Genomic DNA, 20,520 nt, shown 5'->3' with positions numbered 1-20,520 from the left:
AGGTAGGAGCCCCTGCTGGTCGCACGCGTCGGGAACGGACGGGCGACGATCGGCTGCGGCCCGGTGAGGCCCGTCGACTCGGCCCCGGCCGGTGGCGGCTCGGCGGTGGTGGTCACGCGATCCCCTTGCTGTGATGCGCCGGCGGCCGGTGTCGCGGCGCGCCGTCCCGGGTCACCCCGGGCCTGAGCCGAGAATAGCCCCGCGTACGACGCCGGGGTGGGCGGGGTGGGCCCATCCGTGGGGTGAAATTCACGTTTCGTCAGTTATTCTCTTAACGCTGCTCGCACATGGGTGTGACGGCAGGTCCCACGTACGGGCCCGTCGTCGTGCGGGCCCGCCGGTCCGCTGCCGGGCGGGCACGGTCGCAACCACACCTGGGGGTCACGAGCAGTGTTGGGCAGGTCGACGCGTCGCGCGTCCGGTGCTGCGGCCAAGCATGCCGCGTTCCGGGCCGATCCGCGCGCCGAGACCTCGTCCGCCGCCCCTCCCCGACGCCAGGCAGTGTGCCTCGTGCTGGCGCTGCTGCTCGTCGCCGGCGCCGTCGCCGTCGTCTCGCTCGTCGTCAAGCCGGACGAGGCCCGCAGCTTCGATCTGTTCGGCGGCTCCGTCTTCCTGGCCGACCAGGTCGCGCCCGTGGCCGTCGACCTGGCGACCGGACGTCCGACCGTCCGCCTCGTCGATGCCGCCCAGCAGGTCGGCGCGAGCCGCGCCGACCGGGTCGGGGTCGTCCCCACCTCCGACGGCACGCTGCTGCTCAACCGCGTGACCGGCGAGTTCAACATGGTCGACGCCACCGGGTTCGTGATCAAGACGGACGGCGGTGTGCCGTTGCCCCGGCGGGCGGGCGCGACCGGTGCCGTCGCCCTGGCCGCCCGCAACTTCGCCTACATCGCCCAGACCGGTCCGACGGGGACGTCGACCTACGTCGTCAACGCCGCGACCGTGCAGCGGGCGTCCAGCACGGCTGCGGTCAAGCCGCGGGCCTTCCGCTCGATGCCGCAGCCGGTCTCGACCGGCGCCGGAGCGGCGGCGACCGCCGGCGACGACCTCTGGCTGCTCGCCGGCACCGGCACCGACCGCTCGCTGCGCAGGCTCTCGGTGCGCCCGGACAGCGTGCCGGGTTCGACGCTGGCGATGCAGCAGGTCGGCGACGTGTCGGGACCGGCCGCGCTGGTGTCGGCCGACGACGGGTCGCGCACGCTGGGCCCGACCTACGACGGCACCCCGACGTCCGCCAGGGTCGCGGGCACCGTCGGCATCGCCGACCGGGAGCGGGTGCGGGTGTACCGGGGCGATCAGGTCCTGCTCGACCGGGCCGTCACCGCACCCGCCGGTCTCGACACGATCCTGCCGGCCCACGACAGCGCCACCCGGTTGAACTGGCTGATGCACGGCACGGACGGCTGGAGCCTGGTGTCCGTCGGCGCCGACGGCACGGACCTGCGCGGGCCGACGCCGCTGCGTGGACTCGCCCGCGACGCCGTGCTCGTGCCGCCGGCCGTCAGCAACGGCCGCCTCTACACCGTCGACACCGGCGACGGTGGGTTGTTGCAGATCGACGCCGCCGGTCGGGTGCAGCGGCTCGACGGCATGGGCAGCTACCCGGTGGCCTCCCAGGGCGGGCGCCGTATCGAGGCGTCCGGCTTCGCCGACTCCACCGTCGTCGCCCGCGGCCCGCGCGTGATCGTGAACTCGCCCAACCACCTGCTGGCGGTGGGCATCTTCACCGACGGCAGCCGCGGGCCGGTGCGCATCCAGAAGAGTTCGGCCATCAACGTGAACGCCGGCGGCGGCGCCGAGGCGCTGGCCCGCAGCCGCCGCGGCGACGACCCGTCCCAGCGGCCGCCGAAGCAGGGCCCGCCGAAGGCCGTCGCCACGCCGGCCCAGCCGGTGAACACGTCCGTCGACTGCACCGCGACCTCGCAGAAGCCGCACATCCCGGCGTTCGGCCAGCCCGTGCCGGGATCGCGGTCGGTGCAGTTGAGCTGGACCTACCCGGTCACCGACCGCGGCGACTGCATCCCCTCCACCTATGTGGTCGAGGTCAGCACGCTCAGCGGTGACGCCCCGTCCGCGCCGGCGTCGGTGACCGTCCAGGGGCAGCAGGGCGTGAACCTGACCGGCCTGTATCCGTCCACGCGCTACGAGCTGCGCGTGACGGCCTACCTCAACGGCAAGGGCACCGCGTCGGCCCCCATCCAGGTCACGACCGGCCCCGAGGGTCCCGGCGCGGCCACCGCCGTCACCGCCCGCGCCGACGCGACCGGCACCTGGACGGTCGACTGGCGATCGTGCGGTGCGCAGTCGGACGACTGCGTCCCGGCGAGCACCTGGCGGGTCATCCCGCAGTACTGCGACGGCCGCGGCCTGTCGGCGGCGCCGGCCACGCTCGAGGTGCCGGCCGACCCGACCACCCGCACCCAGCCCGGCGCCGCGCTGCGCGGCGGCAGCGCGCTGCTCGGTCGCTCGCTGAGCTTCCAGGTCGTCGGCGTCGGGGCGGACGGGTCCGTGGGCGCCCCGTCGGCCACGAGTGCCTGCGTCGCGAGCTGGGCGCCGCCGAACACCGCGGCACTGCGGTTGTCCGCGAGCAGCCCGGCGGACGTCGACGCCGGCGGCACCACCACGACCACCCTGAGCCTCTCGCTCGGCGACGACCCCCTGGCCGCCGTCGGCGGTGTCGGCGCCACCGTCACCTTCGTCCTGACCGGACCGGGCGGCGCGCAAACCTCCACCACGACCGTCGACGGGCGCAGCGGCGTGCTCACCCACACCTTCGACGGCGTCCGTCCCGGTGTCCGCTACGCAGCGACCGCGCGGGTCAGCCCGCCCGGGCACCCCGAAGCGGCCGTCACCGTGGACGCCGGGCAGATCTCGACCCGGTCGCGCTGGCCGGGCCTCGGCGTGACCGCGAGCTGCCCGTCGACCGGACTGCTCACCTGCCAGCTGTCGGTGACCATCGCCGGCATTTCGAGCGCGGCCGTGGGCGGCGAACGCTTCGACCTGACCTCGAGCAGCGCGCTCCAGTGCGGCCAGGTGACGGTGCCGCTTGAGGCGGCCGGGTTCGATCCGTCGTCCGGACCCGTCGTCACGCGCACGATCGGACAGCTGCCGCTCGGCCTGTTCGGGTCCTGCACCGTGACTGCCGCACTCGTCGAGTCGGACGGGGCGGCGCCGCCGCTGTACTTCGGTGGCGTGCCCTCCCCCGCCGTCAGCACGGCTGTCAATCTGGGTGCGGCCGCGACGGCTGGGCTTACCCCCGCCGATTTCAATGTCACCTGGACGGACGCAGGCCCGGCATCGGTTTCGTACAACGGCCAATATCAGGAGGCGGTTTCGACCATGACCGCCCAGGTCCTGGCTCCCGACGGCACCGAGTGCAGCACGGCCGAGCCGCTCAAACAGGGCACGGCCCAGCCGCTCAAACAGCAGGTCGACGTCAGCGCCGGCGACTGCGTGCAGCAGTACGGTGCAACCACGAGCGGCTGGCAGGTGCGCATTGTCTACACCGATGCCGTCGACGGCACCGAGCACCGGCTGCGGGTCGACCTCGTCGGTGGACCGCGCACCTACGTGCCCCCACCTCCGCCGAAGGTGTGCACCGTCGGCTCCGTAACGGCGGCCTGGGGGGCGACGCAGGCCGAGGGCGTGAACATTGCCGTCAGCGGCACCCTCACCGACTGCACGGACTGGACCTACACGTTGACCGCACCGGACGACACGGCCCCGTGCGCCGACACGGACGGTCAGCCACCTGCCACCATCCAGTACGCCGGAAAATGCACAACCACGCCCAGTCAGAGCGGTTGGACTGTTGTCGTGACGTGGACGGACGCGGACGGTCAGACCACCGGTTCGGGCCCGATCATGCTCGACGGCAGCCCACCCGACGCCTGACAGCCGAGGAGCACACCGATGAGCGCACCTGACCCCGTCACCCGCGTCGCCGAGGACGCCGCCCGGCTGTGCGACAACATCGGCCACGTCATCCAGGGCAAGTCCGAGGTCATCCGCAACGCCGTGGTGTGCCTGCTCGCCGAGGGACACCTGCTGCTCGAGGACGTGCCCGGCACCGGCAAGACGTCACTGGCCCGCGCGCTCGCCTCGTCGCTCTCGCTGGCGTGGCACCGGGTGCAGTTCACGCCCGACCTGCTGCCGTCCGACGTCACCGGCGTGTCGATCTACAACCAGGGCACCCAGCATTTCGAGTTCAAACCCGGACCGGTGTTCGCGAACATCGTCCTCGCCGACGAGATCAACCGGGCGTCGCCCAAGACGCAGTCGGCGCTGCTCGAGGTCATGGAGGAGGGCGTCCTCAGCATCGACGGTGTCGGGCACGAGCTGCCCCGTCCGTTCATGGTCGTCGCGACGCAGAACCCCATCGACATGGAGGGCACGTACATCCTCCCGGAGGCGCAGCTCGACCGCTTCCTCATGAAGCTCTCGGTCGGGTACCCGAGCGCCGACGCCGAGGCCGAGGTGCTGCGGACGCAGAAGATGGGCGCGACCGTCGGACGGCTGTCGCCGGTGCTCGACGCCGGCGCCGTGAGCGCGATGATCGACGCGGTGCGCCAGGTCGAGGTCGCTCCCGCGCTCGAGCAGTACATCGTGTCGATCTCCGCCGCCACCCGCACGATGTCGGAGTTGCGGCTGGGCGTCTCGCCGCGCGGCAGCCTCGCGCTGCTGCGGGCGGCGCGCGCGTCGGCGGCCGTCGACGGCCGTCCGTACGTGCTGCCCGAGGACGTGAAGGCCATGGCGCCGGTCGTGCTCGCCCACCGTGTGATCCTGCAGCCCGACGCGGAACTGCAAGGGCGGACGGGGCTCGAGCTCGTCACCCGCGCGGTGCAGACGGTCCCGGTGCCGCGGGCGCTCGTGTCGAGCCAGTGACCGTCCGATGACGCGTTTCGGGGTCGCGGCGCTGCTCGCGGGCGGCGCCGCGCTGGCGCTCGGCCTCGTCCTCGACTGGCTGGCGTTCGACCTGATCGGCCTCGGCCTGCTCGCGATCGTCGTCCTCGGCTTCGGGGTCGTGTCGCAACCCTCGCGGCTGACGGTGGACCGCGAGATCCAGCCCCCGCGTGTGCCCAAGGGCGACCCGGCCATCGCGCTGCTGTCGTTCGCCAACCGCGGACGACGCAACCACGGCGTCACCGTCGCCACCCAGCCGTTCGGCGCGCATCGGGTGCGCACCGTCATCCCCCGGCTGCGCCGCGGCGAGCACGGCAACCGCGCGTACCGGCTGCCGACGACCCGGCGCGGCATCTTCGACGTGCCACCGCTCGAGCTGACCCGCCGCGACGCGTTCGATCTGTTCCGACTGCGCCGCCTCTACGCCGAGCCCGCGCGCATCTGGGTGTACCCGAAGGTGCTGCCGGTGCGCCCTCCGCCCGTCGGCATCACCCGCCACCTCGACGGGCCGTCGTCCGACTCGTCCCCGCAGGGCAACGTGACGTTCCACCGCCTGCGCGAGTACGTCGAGGGCGACGACCTCCGGCTGGTGCACTGGCGTTCGTCCGCCCGGGCCGGACGCCTGCTGGTCCGTCACAACGTCGACACCTCGCAGCCGTACTCGGTGGTGCTGTTCGACCAGCGGCCGTCCCGCTATACCGAGGCGTCCTTCGAGGAGGCCGTCGACGTCGTGGCCTCGATGGTGGTGGCCTGTTCGTCCGGACGCGCCCCGGTCGAACTGCGAACCACCGACCGCACCGTTGTCGGCGGTCCGCGGGTGCGCGAGGTGACCCCGCTGATCGACCACCTCACCGGTCTGAAGGCCACCCCGCTGGGCACGCTGCGGGCCGCGCTGCTGACCCTGCGCCAGGCACGCGGCGGCACCTCGCTGGTGGTCGTGACCGGCGAGCTCGACACCACCGACCTGCCGGCGCTCGCGTCACTGCGCCGCCGCTTCGAGCGGTTGACCCTGATCTCGATCGATCCCGACCACCAGGGGCCCGCCCCCCAGCCGCGCGGCGTGCGGGTGATCGTCGCCGCCGACGCCGCGGACGCGTGCGCGGCGTGGAACCTCGAGGTCGCCCGGTGACGACCACGACCCGTCCGGCCGCGACGCCCGTGCCGCGCTCGCGCGCGATCGTGCGGCGCACGGTGCCGCTGCTCGTGCTGCCGCTCGCCCTCGTGGCGTGCGTGCTCGCGAGCGCGCCGTGGCTGCGCGCGTTCCCGGCGGCCGTCATGGCCGTCCCGCTCGTGGGGACCGCGCTGTTGTCGGTGCTGCTGCCGGTGGTCGTCATCGCCGTCGGCGTGCGGTCGCTGTGGCTGACCGCCCTGGTCGACGTGGTCGGCTTCGCCTTCTTCACGACCCTGGTGACGCTGCGCGCGCCCGGTGCCCTCGACCAGCTCTGGACCGGGCTCGTGCACGGGCCGTCGCAGGTGCTGACGTTCGCGCTGCCGCTCGTCAGCCCGCGCGCGCTGCTGGTCGCGCCCGTCGCGCTGTGCTGGCTGTGCGGCGCCATCATCGGCGAGTGCATCGGCCGCGGCTGGCAGTCGGTCGTCCCGTACGCCACTGCCCTCGTGACCTTCGGCCTCGCCTACGCGGCCACGACGAGGGCCATCGCCGGTCCCGACGACAACCGCCGCTACGACGCGCTGCTCGCCGGTGCGCTGCTGGTGACGCTGCTGCTGCTGCGGGTGGCCCAGACCTGGCTGGAGCAGGACGACGACGCCGAGGCGCTGCAGGCCGAGGGCGTGCTGCCGCTGCGCGGTCTCGCCATCGGCACCGCGGTCGCCGTGGTCGTGTCCCTGGCCGCGGCGTTCGTCGTGCAGTCGGGCGCGCTCGGAGGTTCGCCCGCCACGGCGCAGCGCACGCCGCCGCTCGACACCGGACGTCCGCTGACCCCGGTGGCGTTCGTCGCGGGGCTGCGTCCGGAGGATCCGTCCGACGCCGGACGTCGGCTGTTCGCGGTGACCTTCGACCGGACGGCGTCGCGGTACGTCGCCATCGCCGACGTCGACTCCTACGACGGGGACTCGTGGTCGTTCTCGCGCGAGTTCCGGCCGTCCGGCGGGGTGATCCCGGCCGACCCGGACCCCGACGCCCGTGGCCGCGGCCCGCTCGTGACGCAGCGGTACACGGTCGAGGACGGCACGTTCGCGCAGACTCCGTGGATGCCGTTCCAGTACCGGCCACGTGACGTGCTGGGCACGGCGATCAACACCGACCAGCAGAGCGGCATGATCGTGCCGGCCGAGTCGTTGCGCGCGGGCCAGAGCTATCGCGTCATCTCGTCGACCACCCCGACGGCGGTGGAGTCGCTGCCCGCGGGTGCGCTGCCGGGCACGTCCGCCCCGCCGTCGGCGACGTCGCTGCCCGCGTCGGTGCGGTCGTCCATCGGCACCGTCATCTCCGCGCTGCAGGCGGAGACGAACACCGTCGGCGCTCCCCCGCTGCGGTTCCTGCAGGCGCTGGTGCGCGACTTCCGTACGAACTACACGCTCTCGGGCGGCGCGACCACGAGCGCCGCGCGCCCGTCCGCGACGAGCACCGCGCCGTCACGCCGACCGTCGTCGCGTCCCTCGGGCGTGCCCACACCCAGCCCGAGCCCGTCCGACGACAACCCGCGCATCGGCGGCAACACCTTCGCCGGCGTGCTCGCGTCGATCCTGGGGTCGGCGCGGGCCGCCACCCCCGAGCAGTACGCGACCCTCGTCACCTTGCTCGCCCGGGCGCAGAACGTGCCGGCGCGGGTCGTCACCGGGTTCCGGGTGGGCACCGGCGAGGGCGCGACGGTCGAGGCGGGCACCTACCAGGTGCAGTCCCGGCAGGCCTGGACGTGGTCCGAGGTGCTCGTGCGCGGACGGGGCTGGGTCGTCGTCGACGCGGCGCCCTCGCGCTACACACAGCCGGCGCCGGCGCCGAGCGCCAGCGCGCGTCCGACGCCGTCCGCCTCGCCGTCGTCGACCCAGAACGCGCTCGTGACCCAGGTGCCGTCCGACGCGGGCAATGCGGTCGGGCCGAAGAGCGACGTGCCGTCCGCCCGCGCCCCGTCGGCGGTGCTGTGGCTGGTGCTCGCGGCCGTCGTCGTCCTGATCGCGATCGCGGTGCCGGTCGCGCTGGTGCTGCGCAATCGGCGCCGCACCCGGCGTCGGCGGGAGCTCGCCGACCCGCGCGAACGGCTCGTGGGGGCATGGCAGGAGACCCTGGACGTGCTCGGCGACAGCGGACTGTCCGGCCTGCAGGGCCTGACGAGCAGCGAGGTCGCGCGCGCGACGTCCGACCGCTTCGGGCCCGAGCCCGGTCATCGCGCCGGCAGCGTGGGCAACGCCGCCAACGTCGCGTTGTTCAGCACCCGCGCCGTCGTGCGCGACGAGGACGCCGCCGCGGCCTGGCGCGACCAGGACCTGCTGCGCGCGGCCGTCCGGCGGACGTTGTCGCGGCGCCGTCGGCTGCTCGCGGACTTGCGACCGCGCCGCGGGCGACGCGGGTAGCGGTCCCCCTCCCGGCACGCCGCGCCGCGCAGCAGGATGGAGGGTATGAAGCGTTTCGTGGCCTGCGTGGCGGTCTGGCAGGGGCTGCGACCGAAGGCGAACTCCGGGTGGGTCGTCATCGACGGAAAGCGGATGCGCATCCTCGACGGCAAGGGCCGCACCCTCGCCGAGGCGCCGGTGGCATCGGTGCGCTACGCCCGCACCCGGTTCGCGATGGGGGCGACGTCGGTGTGGGTCGGTGAGCAACGGTTCATGCTCAGCGCGGGTGGGCGCGCCGGCGTCCCCGACGACCTCGCCGACGTGCCCGACCTGTCCGGTCACGTCGAATCGGCGGAGTTGCTGCAGCTGGCGCTCGAGCGGGCCGGCGCGCAACGGGCCCGGGGCAAGGGATCGGGCGCCGCCGCACCGCCGTCGTCGGCGCCGCCGCCGGGCCCGCTCGAGGGCGACCCCCTGGACCGGATTCTCGCCCACATGGACGACCCCGTGGTGTCGCTGATCTCGGGCGCGAGCGAGGGGAGCAAGCGCCAGGTGAAGCGTGCCCTGCGCGCCGGCGCGCACATCGACGCGCAGGACCCCGTCGACCGGTCGGGCTACACCGCGCTGCACACCGCGGCGGTCCGAGGCCATCTCGAACTGGTGAGCTACCTGCTCCTCGAGGGCGCGTCCCCGAACGCGGTCGACCGGGACGGCAACACCGCGTTGTTCGTGGCCCTGATGTCCTCTTCCGACGACGAACGAGCCGTCGAGATCGGCCGGATGCTGCTCGACGCCGGTGCCGACCCGCGGCAGCCGAACGCGTGGGGCACCAGCGTCGCCGATCTGGACCTGCCGATCACCCGCGCGCTGTTCGGTGGTCAGGCCGGGGGTTGAGCGGCCCGCCGGCGGTAGGCCTCGAGCAGGGCGTGCAGATAGCGCAGGTCGGCCAGAGACCGTTTCGTGGCCGGGAGTTCCACGGGGCCGTTGCGCGTGATCGCGACGAGGTGGCCGCCGCTGCCCGAGGCGTCCACACCCGACATCCGCGGTTCGAAACCCAGCACGTCGTTCCAGGCGAGCTCGGTTTTGCGCAACCATGCGCGAACGACGACCCGTTGCTCGTCGACGCTCAGGGACGAACCGCCGGACCGGATCGTGATCTTGCGCCGCAACGCGGCGGGATCGATCAGCAGGTCGGGCGGGGACTGCGGGGCGGACGAGGACGGTGGCGGCCAGGCCGCGGGAGCCTGCTCGGCGTTGTCCGGGCGCTGGAGCCCGGCCCGCACCACGGTCTGCAGCGGGTCGAACCCGGCCGCGCCGTGCCCCGGACGTGGCGGTTGTGGCGGCAGTCCCGGTGTCCGGCCGGACGGCGGCGCCTGCGGCACCCCGGACAGCGAGCCGCGCGACACGGTCTGCTCGTCCGCGGGCGGCGACGAGGGAGGTGCCTGCGGGACGTCGCGGAACGGCGAGCGCAGCAGCGTCGCGTCGGGCGGGGGTGGTGGCTCGTCGATCCGGTCGTCCGCCGGGCCGGGCGGGGCGAGCGGCACGTCGGGCAGGTCCGAGCGGCGGACGGTCGCGTCCGCCGGCGGCGGCTCGCGGAGATCGTCGGACGGGGCGACAGGTGGCTCGGCGGTTGGCTCGGCGGGCGGTTCGGCGGGCGGCTCGGCGGGTGACAGCGGCGGGGCGGCCCGGAACTCCGCGGGCAGGTCGGAGCGCCGGACCGTGACCTCCGCCTGGGGAGGTGACGGCTCCGGCGTTCTCTCCGGTTCGGGCTTCGGTTCGGGCTCGGGTTCGGGCTCGGGCTCGGGCTCGGGTTCGGGCTTCGGCTCCGGCTCTGCCTCCGGTTCGGCCTGCATGACGGCGCCGGACACCGGCAACGGGTCGAGGGTCTCGGCCCCGGCCGCGGCGACCTGCTCGAACGGCTCGTCCTGCGCCTCCGTCTCGGCGGGCGCCTCCCCCTCCACCGGCTCGTCCGGCTCAGCGGCGTGTCGGGACAGCGTGGGGCTCGACCAGTCGTCGTCCGCGGCGGCCGTCGACGCCGGGACGGAGGCACCGTCCGTCCGGGTGTCGGTCTCGTCCGGCGCGGCGTGCCGGGCCCGCGGTGCGACGGACGCCGGCGGCGTGTCCCCGTCCGCCCCTACGAACGTGAGGCCGGCGACGAACTCGGCCATCGTCGGCCGCGCGGCCGGGTCGTGCGCAAGCGCACGCGCGAGCAGCTCGGTGAGACCGCCGGGCGCGAGCGCGGGGGCGCCGAGCGGCGGCCGTCCGGTGATCATCTCGTGCAGGGCGCACGCGAGACCGTGCACGTCGGTGGCCGGCACCGGACCGTCGCCGCGGGACAGTTCCGGCGCGACGTGCGACGGCAGCTCGTCCGGCACCTGCAGCCGGGCCAGCGCGAAACCGTCGAGCGCCGGACGCCCGTCGTCGCCGATGCGGATGCGGGCCACCGAGACGTCGCCGTGGGCGAGCCCGGCGCGGTGGGCCTGCTCGAGCGCCGCACCGATGACGACGCCCACCCGCGCAGCGTCTGCCACGGGCACGGCACGGCCGTCGCGGACCACGTCCGCGAACGACTGGGGGAACGGTTGCTCGACGAAGACGACGAAGTCGTCCGCGGTGCGGTAGGCGCGCAGCAGCGGCACCAGACCCGGTTGCCGCGGCAGCTGCACCAGGGCGCGGACGTCGCGGTCGAACGCCTCTGCCACGTGCGGCGGCACGGCCTGCAGGTCGGCGACGATCAGCACGACGGGGAGACCGGAGGCGGCGTCCCGGCCCGCGAACACGGTCGAGGCGGTCGCGGCCCCGAGCTCGGAGATCTCGGCGTAGCCGGGGAACAGCTCGCGCGCGGCGGCGTTCGGGCGACGCGGTCGCGTCACGGCGGTTACCTCCCGAAGCTGCCCTGGAGGTGGAGGGTAGCAACGCGTGACCGTCCGGCACCGGGCGTCGGCGCGCGGGTCGTGAGAAGGTGTGCGGCGTGAACGGACCCCGCACCCGAGCCCTCGCCCTGGCGGCGTTGCTGGCCGGCGCCGGTGCGTCGCACTTCGCGGTGCCGGGCATCTACGACGCGATGATCCCCGAGCAGCTGCCGGGACCGCCCCGCACCTGGACGTTCGGCTCGGGGGCCGTGGAGCTCGCGGTCGCGGCCGCGGTGCTCTCCCCCGCCACCCGCCGCCACGGCGCGCTCGCCGCGGCGGGCCTGTTCGTCGCCGTGCTGCCGGGCAACGTGCAGATGGCGTTGGACGCCCGACGCAGCGATTCCCGCGCGTACCGCGCGGGAACCGTGCTGCGCCTGCCGATGCAACTGCCGCTCATCGCCTGGGCGCTGCGGGTGCGACGCGAGTCGTAACGCTCAGCGGACGCCGGCCGTGACGGGTTCGGCCGCGACGTCGTCGTCGAGCCCGGGCTGTTCGCCCGGGGCCTCTCCCCGGTCGGCCGCCACGAGCGCGGAGTGCACGGTCGCCAGCAGCACCGCCGCGACGAGCACGGTGCCGGCGCCGAGCAGGAACGGCACGGTCGCGTTGAAGTGCGTCACCAGCTTGGCGGCGACGAACGGGGCCAGCCCGCCGCCGATGAAGCGGACGAAGCCGTAGGTGGCGGACGCGACCGGGCGTTCGACCGGGGCGATGCTCATGACGGCGGTGGTGACGAGCGTGTTGTTCACACCGATGAACACGCCGGCGACGATCACCGCGACGATGACGACGGACGGGCGGTCGTGCCAGATCGCGATGACCGCGAGGTCGGCGGCCATGAGGACGAAGTTGCCGTACAGCGTGCCGGCGGTGCCGAACCGGGCGCGCAACCACGGCGCACCCCACACCGCGAACGCGGCCACGAGCAGCCCCCAGCCGCAGAACACGAGACCGAGCTGCTGCGGGGACAGGTCGCCCATGAGGAACGGCGAGTAGCCGAGCAGGGTGAAGAAGCCCCAGTTGTAGAGCAGGCCGACACCACTGGTCGTCGCGAGCGCGCGGTGACGCAGCGCGCGGATGGGCTCGCTGAGCCGTTCCTTGCGGTGCGGCGTCGGCGTGGCGGGCAGCAGCACGATCGTGGCGATCAGGGCGATGGCCATGAGGACGGCGACGCCGAAGAACGGGCCGCGCCAGCTGATGGAACCCAGCTCGCCACCCACCAGCGGGCCGAGCGCGATGCCGATGCCGAGCGCCGTCTCGTACAGGATGATCGCGCCGCCGAAGCCCCCCGAGGCCGAACCGACGATGACCGCCAGCGAGGTCGCGATGAACAGGGCGTTGCCCAGTCCCCAGCCGGCGCGGAAGCCGACGATGCCGTCGATGGAACCGCTGGCACCCGCCGCGGCCGCGAACAGGACGATGAGGGTGAGGCCCGCGATCAGCGTGCGCTTGGCGCCGAGCCGGCTGGACACCCAGCCGGTGACCAGCATGGCCACGGCGGTGACGACGAGGTAGCTGGTGAACAGCAGCGAGATCTGATCGGGCGTGGCGCCGAGCTTGTCGCGCAGCGACGGCAGGATCGGGTCGACCAGGCCGATGCCCATGAACGAGATGACGCAGGCGAACGCGACCGCCCAGACCGCCTTCGGCTGGCGGAACGGGCTGGCGTTCTCCGCGACGTCGTGGTGACTGTGCGCAGACATTCAGACCTTCTTCGGATCGGTGGTGTGACCCGTCGCAACGAGCCGCTCGATGGCGGGCAGGGCGGCGGCGATGAGCTCACGGTCGCGCTCGTCGAGCTGGGCGAGCCGGTCGCGCAGGATCTCGGCGCGCTGGGCCTCGCGGCGGGTGAGGACGCCGGTGCCCGCTCGGGTGATGCGCACGAGCGTGGCGCGCCGGTCGGTCGGGTCGGGCAGCCGTTCGGCGTACCCCGCCTCGGCCAACCGGTTGACCAGGAGCGTCACGCCCGGCTGCGTCATGCCCTCGCGGACGGCCAGCTCGGACACCCGCAACGGGCCTTCGGTACGCAGCCGGTCGAGCGTGGTGATGGTCGAGGCGCTGACCTCGTTGCTCGCCTGCCGGCGCAGCCAGATGGTCAGCCGGTCGAGTCCGGCGGCGAGCGCGCGGACGTCCGACAGGCGCAAACTCATAAGACCAAAATATAACTCGCTTATGTATCTCGCAAGGCATGATGCGAGGTGTGAGCACGGCCGCAGCGTCTCCGCACGACGATCTCGACCAGCGCGTCCGCCGCGCCCTCTCGGAGTTGCCACCGGGCACGGATCCCGGCAGCGACCCGCTCGGTCTCGAGCTGTTCGACGCCATGGCCGCCAGCCGCCTGCTCGACATCCAGGCGCGGCGGATGCGCGAGCGGGGCCGCGGCTACTACACGATCGGGTCAGCGGGACACGAGTCGAACGCGTACGTCGCGGCCGCGCTGCGACCGACCGATCCCGCGTTGCTGCACTACCGCTCCGGCGGCTTCTTCGTCGCGCGCGCCCTGCAGGCGGGCCGGTCGCTCGACGACGCACTGCGCGCGGTGCTGCTGAGCATGCTCGCGAGCACGGCGGACGCCGCGTCCGGCGGGCGGCACAAGGTGTGGGGCGACGCGTCGCTGGCCGTCGTGCCGCAGACGTCCACGATCGCCTCGCACCTGCCGCGCGCCCTCGGCGTCGCCCTGTCGGTCGCCCGCGCGACGCGGCTCGGCGTCCCCTGCCGGTGGCCCGCGGACGCCGTGACGGTCTGCTCGTTCGGAGACGCCTCGCTGAACCACTCCACCGCCGCGGGCGCCCTCAACGCCGCCGGGTACAGCGCCGCGCAGGGACTGCCGCTGCCGCTGCTGTTCGTGTGCGAGGACAACGGCCTGGGCATCTCCGTCCCGACGCCGGACGGGTGGGTGGCGCGGGCCGCGCAGCGTCCGGGGGTCACGTACGTCAGCGCCGACGGCGACGACCCGGACGGCGCCTTCGCCGTGGCCCGGGACGCGGTCGACACCGTGCGCCGCACGCGGCGTCCGGTACTTCTGCACCTGCGCACCGTGCGCTACCTGGGGCACGCGGGCACGGACGTCGAGGCCGGGTACCGCACCGCGGCCGAGATCGCCGCCGGTCGTGCCCGCGATCCGTTGCTCGCCCTCGCCCGCCGGCTGGGCGCCGCCGGGTTGGCGTCCCGCTACGACGAGGTCGCGGCACGACTCGAGGACCTCGTGGTCGAACTCGAGGGGACGCCCTCCCTGACGACGGCCGACGAGGTCGTCGCGCCGCTCGCGCCGCGTCCGACGGCGGCGACCATCCCGCTCGCGGCGACGGGCGCACGCACCCGGGTGTTCGCCGGCCGGCTGCCCGAGGACGCCGGCCCCATGACCCTCGCGCAGAGCATCAACGCCGCGCTGACCGATGCGCTCGCGGCCCGTCCGGAGATGCTGGTCTTCGGCGAGGACGTCGGCCGCAAGGGCGGCGTCTACGGGCTCACCCGTGGACTGCAGCAGCGCTTCGGGGCGCCCCGCGTCTTCGACACCCTGCTGGACGAGCAGTCGATCCTCGGGTTCGCGCTGGGGCTGGGCGTCTCGGGGATGCTGCCGGTGCCCGAGATCCAGTACCTCGCCTACCTGCACAACGCCGAGGACCAGCTGCGCGGTGAGGCGGCGTCGCTGCGCTTCTTCTCCGCCGGCGCGTTCACGAACCCGATGGTCGTCCGCGTGGCGGGCCTGGCGTACCAGAAGGGCTTCGGCGGGCACTTCCACAACGACAACGCGGTCGGCGTACTGCGCGACATCCCGGGCATCGTCGTCGCGGTGCCGTCACGACCCGACGACGCGGCGCCCATGCTGCGTGCCTGCCTCGCCGCGGCGGCCGAGACGGGGCAGGTCAGCGTGTTCCTCGAGCCCATCGCGCTGTACCACGAGAAGGACCTGCACGAGCCCGGCGACCGCGGCTGGCTCGGCAGCTACTCCCCCGACGGCGAGGCACCGATCGGGTCGGCCCGGCGGCACGGCGACGGCTCCGACCTGACGATCGTCACGTTCGGCAACGGCGTCCGCATGAGTTTGCGCGTTTCCGCGCGATTGGCGCGTGAGGGCATCGGCGTCCGGGTGCTCGATCTGCGCTGGCTCGCCCCGCTGCCCATGGCGGACGTTCTCGCGGCCGCGTCCGACACCGGACGGGTCCTGGTCGCCGACGAGACCCGACCGTCCGGTGGGGTGGGCGAGGGCGTGCTCGCCGGTCTCGTCGACGCCCGGTTCGGCGGTCACGTCGCGCGCGTCACCGGACGCGACAGCTACATCCCGCTCGGCGATGCCGCCAACCTGGTGTTGCTGTCGGAGGCCGACATCGAGTCCGCCGCCCGCGAGCTGCTCTCCCGCTGAACCACCGTCCGCCCGACTTTGCACCTGCCAAGGACGCCAACTCGGCCGAATCGGAGGCGTTGACGACTTCGGCAGGTGCAAACCCGCACCGTCCGCCCGACTTTGCACCTGCCAAGGACGCCAACTCGGCCGAATCGGAGGCGTTGACGACTTCGGCAGGTGCAAACCCGGGACGGGCGGGGCTCGAAGTACTGCCCGCGGCTACCGGGCGATGACGGCGCCGGCCACGGCGGCGTTGGCCAGGTTGGCCAGGCTGCCGGCCAGCAGGGCACGCAGGCCCAGCTTCGCGACCTCGGCCCGCCGTTCGGCGGCGAGGCTGCCGAGGGTGCCGATCTGGATCGCGATCGAGGCGAAGTTGGCGAACCCGGCCAGGGCGAAGGTGACGATGACGACCGTCTGCGGCGACAGCGCGTCGACCTGCGGCCCGAAGTCGCTGTAGGCGACGAACTCGTTGAGGACGGTCTTCTCGCCGATGTAGGTCGCCGCCTGCGTCGCCTCGTGCCACGGAACGCCGAGCAGCCAGGCGAGCGGCGAGAAGATCCAGCCGAGCAGCTTCTGGAACGACAGGTCGTCGCTTCCGAACCACGTGCCGATGCCGTGGACGATCGCGTTCAGCATGGCGATGACGGCGACGAACGCGATGAGCAGCGCGCCGACGGTGACGGCGATGCGTCCACCGGCGAGCGCGCCGCGGCCGAGCGCGTCGATGACGTTGGCCGACTCCTCGTCGCGGACCTTGCGGACGTCGAGCTCGTCCGCCTCCGCGACGTCCTCCTCGCGCGTCGGCATCATGATCTTCGCCATCATGAGCGAGGCGGGCGCGTTCATGACACTCGCCGCGAGCAGGTACGGCAGCGGCGCGCCCAGCAACGAGTAGCCGACGAGCGTCGAGCCCGCGGCCGCGGCGAACCCGCCGGTCATGACCGCGAACAGTTCCTGCCTGCTGATCCTCGGCAGGTACGGCGCGATCATCAGCGGCGCCTCGCTCTGCCCGAGGATGATCACCACCGAGGCGAAGAAGGACTCGATGCGCGTGGTGCGCAGCAGCCAGCGGATCGCTCCGCCGACCGCCCACGCGACGTACTGCACGACCCGCAGGTAGAAGAGCAACTGGATGAGCGCCCCGAAGAACACGATCACCGGCAGCACGCTCAGCGCGAAGATGGTCTCGTTCTTGCCGCCGGCCTCGGTGAGCGGGCCGAAGAGGAACTTGGTGCCTTCCTCGGCGTAGCCGATGAGCTTCTGCACCTGCTCGGACAACCAATTCAGGGCCGAGCGCCCCGGCGACCACCGCAGCACCAGGAACGCGAACACGACCTGGATCGCGAGCGCGCCCAGCACCGTGCGCAGGTTGATGCGGCGCTTGCCGTCCGAGAACAGGAAGGCGATGCCCAGCAGCACGACGAGCGCGAGAACTCCGTGCAGGATGCTCACCGGCAGGCGTTACCCACCCGGACGCTGCCGCGTAACGGCTCAGCCGGCCGGCGTCCAGGGTTGGACGAAGTCGTTGCCCTCGCGCCCCTCGACCGCCATCAGCAGTGACGCGGCACCCGCGCCGTCGATCTGCTCGCGGACGATGTCGGCGTGCCCGGCATGGCGCGCGAACTCCTCGATGTGGTGGCCGAGCGCGAAGCGCTGCACCGAGTCGGTCGGGGTGAACACGCCGTCCCAGGGCGCCGGCGGCGCGACCATCGCCTCGCCGGGGTCGACGGAACGGATGTCGGCCAGGTAGGCCTCGCATGCGGCGTCGAACTCGGCGAGCACGCCCTCGAGGGTCTCGTCCGCGGTGAGCGCGAAACTGCCCGTGAACTCGGCGGCCATGGATTCGTCCGGCAGGGCGGTCGGGTCCCGACGATCGCGCTCGCGTCCGCGCATCACCCAGGTCACGTGCTTGATCAACCCGCCGACGGACAGCGTGCTGCGGCACGGCGTCTGCCGCGCCTGCTCGTCGGTGAGGCCGTACGCGGAGGCCCGCAGCGAGACCAACTGCGCCTCGATGTAGCCGACCAGGACCTCGGACTCGCTGTGCTTGCCCGGACCGAACATGGTGGTGCCTCCCCTTCGCCGTCGTGGTGGCGACAGTCAACACCGGCAAGCGGAAGCGTTGCTTCCTCATTCACCGCGGGAAGACCACCGGCGTGGAACGCACCGACGATGGCCGCTGGATCGTCGTCGACGGACGCCGCTGGCGCGCGACCGATCCGCGCATCCCGGAGAAGCTCCGGCAGGAACTGGTGGACGAGCTGATGTCGGCGCGCCGTGCCGTCCGCGACGACCCCGCCGTCGCGCGTCCGCGGGTGCAGGACGCGAAGGTCGCGCTCGGCGAGCGGGGCGAACCGTGGTGGGAGGAACCGTCTCCGGACGGTCTCGCGACCCGCGTCGCGGCAACGGCGCGGGCGCTGCTGCGGCACCGCGACCCGGAGAAGACGATCTGTCCGAGCGACATCGCGCGGGTCGTCGGTGGCGAGCGCTGGCGCGGCGTGATGGACGACGTGCGCGCCGTCGTCGCGGTCCTGCACGACGACGGCGTGGTCGAGGTGCGGCAGAAAGGCGAACGCGTCGACCCGCGCGGCGTGCGCGGGCCGACGCGTATCGGCCGGGGAACGAGCTTCTAGGTGTTGGGCTTCTAGGAGTTGGGAAGCCGGACCGACTCGTTCTCGCCGCCCTCGTAGCGCTTGCCGGTGAGCTTGGCCTTCACGAAGCTCGCGATGGACGCGACCTTGCCGCCCGGGGTGTCCCAGTACTCCGCCGACGCGGCCGTGAACTTGATCAGCACGACGTTCGGGTCCTCGGGACCCTCGGGCAACCACGCCTCGACCCACGGGTTCCAGAGGTCCTTCGCCTTCGCGACGTCGCGGACGATCTCGGCGTGCCCCGACAGCGAGATCCACGTGCTGTCGGACGACAGCGTCACGCCGGTGTTCGCGTTGCCGTTGATGTTCGCCGCCGTCCGTGAGTCGGCCTCGACGAAGAACCACAGGTCGCCGTCGAACTCGACCTCCTGTTGGGCCATCGGGCGGGCGGTGAGCTTGCCCTCGGTGTCGACGGTGGTGAGCATGGCGATGCGGATGCCGCGCGCGAGGTCGGCGACCTTGGCCACCTCGTCGGACTGGGTGCGCTCTGTGTCGGTCATGCCGCAACCTTGCCCCGGATGCACGGAAGCCACGCCGGACGGGCAGGGTGGTGTGCAACGCACAGGCACACCCGGAAGGAGCCCACCGTGGCCGCATCGAAGGACGAGCTGCAGAAGCAGCTGGCCGACGTCAACGACCAGATCCGCACGCTCGGCGGCGAGGCGGACGCCGCGTTCGCCGACACCGGTGGCGACGACGTGGCGGGCATGGACAGCGCCGAGGTCGCCGCCGACCTCACCATGGCCCAGGAGAACTACGCGCTGCTGCAGCCGCTGTACGCGCGGCGCGACGAGTTGATGCGCGAACTCGGTCAGGCCTGAGCCGCTGCCGGCAGGGCGGGCCGCGCCCTGAAGCGCGCCCGCCCGCCGCAGGCCGGACTCAGGCCAGCGACGACAGGACGCGGTCGAGCGCGGCCAGGCCGCGGTCGATCTCCTCGACCGTGACGGTGAGCGGCGGACGCACCCGCAGCGCCGCGACGCCGCAGCCGAGCACGAGCACGTTCTCCTGCTCGCGCATGCGCGTGACGACCTCGTCGCGCAGCTCGGCGGACGGCAGGGTGATCGCGCACATCAGTCCGCGGCCGCGGACGTCGGTGACCGACGCGTGCTTCTCGGCCAGCGTGGTGAGCTCGTGCAGCAGGTGCTGTCCGACGGCGCCGGCGCGCTCGATCAGGTTGTCGCGCTCGACGACCTCGAGGATGCGGCGGGCGCGCACCATGTCGGTGAGGTTGCCGCCCCAGGTCGAGTTGATGCGCGAGGAGACGCGGAAGACGTTGTCGGGGACCTCGTCGACCCGTCCGCCGGCCATGACGCCGCAGACCTGGGCCTTCTTGCCGAACGCGACGACGTCGGGCTGCACGCCCAGCTGCTGGTAGGCCCACGCGGTGCCGGTCATGCCGACGCCGGTCTGCACCTCGTCCATGACGAACAGCGCGTCGAACTCGCGGCACAGCGCCTGCACGGCCTGCAGGAACTCGGGACGGAAGTGGTTGTCGCCGCCCTCGCCCTGGATCGGCTCGGCGATGAAGCAGGCGATGTCGTGCGGGTGCGCCTCGAACGCCTGCCGGGCGGCGGCGAGCGCCTCGCGCTCGGCGGCCTCGACGTCGTCGTTGCCGTTGATCGACGGCGACGGGATGCGCGGCCAGTCGAACTTGGGGAAGCGGGCGACCTTGTTCGGGTCGGTGTTGGTGAGGCTCATCGTGTAGCCGCTGCGGCCGTGGAAGGCCTTCTGCAGGTGCAGCACCTTGGTGCCCAGCTCGGGGCTGATGCCGTGCGCCTCGTTCCAGCGCGACTTCCAGTCGAAGGCGACCTTGAGCGCGTTCTCGACCGCGAGCGCTCCGCCGTCGACGAAGAACAGGTGCGGCAGGGCCGGGTCGCCGAGCACGCGCGCGAACGTCTCGACGAAGCGTGCCATCGGCACGGTGTAGACGTCGGAGTTGGACGGCTTGTTGACCGCGACGGCGCCGAGCTCGGCGCGGGCGTCGTCGGAGGCCAGCTCGGGGTGGTTCATGCCCAGGGCGGACGAGGCGAAGAAGGTGAACAGGTCGAGGTACTCGCGGCCGTCGCGCGCGTCGACGAGGGTCGTCCCGGACGAGCGTTCGAGGTCGAGCACCATCTCGTAGCCGTCGGCGAGCATGTGCCGGGCGATGGTCGCGTGGACGTCGGTGGGTGCGACGTGGGTGTCTCGCATCATCGTCATGCGCCGAGGG

16 protein-coding genes are annotated in these 20,520 nt (G+C 73.1%); 9 read left to right on the top strand and 7 right to left on the bottom strand.

From position 1 onward, the window contains the following. The first annotated feature begins 510 nt into the window (after window positions 1-510). Genes ACYVP9_RS14915 through ACYVP9_RS14895 form a run of 5 tightly spaced genes read left to right on the top strand, consistent with a single transcriptional unit; the run spans window position 511 to window position 9,300 of the window. Complete coding sequence (locus ACYVP9_RS14915) at window positions 511-3,894, top strand: fibronectin type III domain-containing protein (protein WP_460605694.1); 3,384 nt, start codon at window positions 511-513, stop codon at window positions 3,892-3,894. An 18-nt stretch (window positions 3,895-3,912) separates the two neighbouring features. Further along, window positions 3,913-4,884 (top strand): AAA family ATPase, encoded by a 972-nt coding sequence (locus ACYVP9_RS14910; protein WP_460605693.1) that lies wholly within the window; start codon window positions 3,913-3,915, stop codon window positions 4,882-4,884. A 7-nt stretch (window positions 4,885-4,891) separates the two neighbouring features. Then, on the top strand, window positions 4,892-6,031 hold the full coding sequence (locus ACYVP9_RS14905; protein ID WP_460605692.1) for a DUF58 domain-containing protein: 1,140 nt from the start codon (window positions 4,892-4,894) through the stop codon (window positions 6,029-6,031). After that, window positions 6,028-8,430, top strand: a complete 2,403-nt coding sequence (locus tag ACYVP9_RS14900; protein ID WP_460605691.1) for a transglutaminase-like domain-containing protein — start codon at window positions 6,028-6,030, stop codon at window positions 8,428-8,430. Before ACYVP9_RS14905 ends, ACYVP9_RS14900 begins: the two co-directional genes overlap by 4 nt. A gap of 45 nt (window positions 8,431-8,475) precedes the next feature. Beyond that, the gene (locus ACYVP9_RS14895) at window positions 8,476-9,300 is read left to right on the top strand and encodes an ankyrin repeat domain-containing protein (RefSeq protein ID WP_460605690.1); all 825 of its coding nucleotides are present in this window, start codon (window positions 8,476-8,478) and stop codon (window positions 9,298-9,300) included. Here ACYVP9_RS14895 and ACYVP9_RS14890 read toward each other — a convergent pair. Then, the gene (locus ACYVP9_RS14890) at window positions 9,285-11,279 is read right to left on the bottom strand and encodes a serine/threonine protein kinase (protein WP_460605689.1); all 1,995 of its coding nucleotides are present in this window, start codon (window positions 11,277-11,279) and stop codon (window positions 9,285-9,287) included. The two genes, ACYVP9_RS14895 and ACYVP9_RS14890, sit on opposite strands and share 16 nt — an antisense overlap. Window positions 11,280-11,377: 98 nt before the next feature. On the opposite strand from ACYVP9_RS14890, the gene ACYVP9_RS14885 reads away from it, so the two are divergent. Then, window positions 11,378-11,749, top strand: a complete 372-nt coding sequence (locus ACYVP9_RS14885; RefSeq protein WP_460605688.1) for a DoxX family protein — start codon at window positions 11,378-11,380, stop codon at window positions 11,747-11,749. 3 nt (window positions 11,750-11,752) lie between these two features. Here the strand turns inward: ACYVP9_RS14885 and ACYVP9_RS14880 are convergent, their stop codons facing one another. Both ACYVP9_RS14880 and ACYVP9_RS14875 read right to left on the bottom strand, forming a co-directional pair. Further along, complete coding sequence (locus ACYVP9_RS14880; protein ID WP_460605687.1) at window positions 11,753-13,018, bottom strand: MFS transporter; 1,266 nt, start codon at window positions 13,016-13,018, stop codon at window positions 11,753-11,755. Then, window positions 13,019-13,465, bottom strand: a complete 447-nt coding sequence (locus ACYVP9_RS14875) for a MarR family transcriptional regulator (RefSeq protein WP_460605686.1) — start codon at window positions 13,463-13,465, stop codon at window positions 13,019-13,021. 41 nt (window positions 13,466-13,506) lie between these two features. Between ACYVP9_RS14875 and ACYVP9_RS14870 the strand changes: the two genes are divergently transcribed. Continuing rightward, window positions 13,507-15,678: a thiamine pyrophosphate-dependent enzyme gene (locus ACYVP9_RS14870; RefSeq protein ID WP_460605918.1), complete on the top strand. Its 2,172-nt coding sequence runs from the start codon at window positions 13,507-13,509 to the stop codon at window positions 15,676-15,678. A 201-nt stretch (window positions 15,679-15,879) separates the two neighbouring features. On the opposite strand, the gene ACYVP9_RS14865 is transcribed toward ACYVP9_RS14870, so the two are convergent. Continuing rightward, window positions 15,880-17,112 (bottom strand): NupC/NupG family nucleoside CNT transporter, encoded by a 1,233-nt coding sequence (locus ACYVP9_RS14865; protein ID WP_460605685.1) that lies wholly within the window; start codon window positions 17,110-17,112, stop codon window positions 15,880-15,882. Window positions 17,113-17,151: 39 nt separating this feature from the next. After that, the gene (locus ACYVP9_RS14860; RefSeq protein WP_460605684.1) at window positions 17,152-17,724 is read right to left on the bottom strand and encodes a DinB family protein; all 573 of its coding nucleotides are present in this window, start codon (window positions 17,722-17,724) and stop codon (window positions 17,152-17,154) included. 92 nt (window positions 17,725-17,816) lie between these two features. Between ACYVP9_RS14860 and ACYVP9_RS14855 the strand changes: the two genes are divergently transcribed. After that, entirely contained in the window at window positions 17,817-18,293 is a 477-nt protein-coding gene (locus ACYVP9_RS14855) for a DUF3253 domain-containing protein (RefSeq protein WP_460605683.1), read from the top strand. A gap of 11 nt (window positions 18,294-18,304) precedes the next feature. Here the strand turns inward: ACYVP9_RS14855 and ACYVP9_RS14850 are convergent, their stop codons facing one another. Continuing rightward, window positions 18,305-18,811, bottom strand: a complete 507-nt coding sequence (locus ACYVP9_RS14850) for a pyridoxamine 5'-phosphate oxidase family protein (RefSeq protein WP_460605682.1) — start codon at window positions 18,809-18,811, stop codon at window positions 18,305-18,307. Between the two features lie 87 nt (window positions 18,812-18,898). On the opposite strand from ACYVP9_RS14850, the gene ACYVP9_RS14845 reads away from it, so the two are divergent. Next, entirely contained in the window at window positions 18,899-19,132 is a 234-nt protein-coding gene (locus ACYVP9_RS14845) for a hypothetical protein (RefSeq protein WP_460605681.1), read from the top strand. A 58-nt stretch (window positions 19,133-19,190) separates the two neighbouring features. On the opposite strand, the gene lat is transcribed toward ACYVP9_RS14845, so the two are convergent. Further along, complete coding sequence (gene lat, locus ACYVP9_RS14840; protein WP_460605917.1) at window positions 19,191-20,504, bottom strand: L-lysine 6-transaminase; 1,314 nt, start codon at window positions 20,502-20,504, stop codon at window positions 19,191-19,193. Between the last annotated feature and the right edge of the window lie 16 nt (window positions 20,505-20,520).

The sequence above is a fragment of the Jatrophihabitans fulvus genome (genome assembly GCF_054781375.1).
The sequence above is the reverse complement of the archived record's forward strand: the minus strand, read 5'-3'. Positions and strand labels throughout refer to the sequence as shown.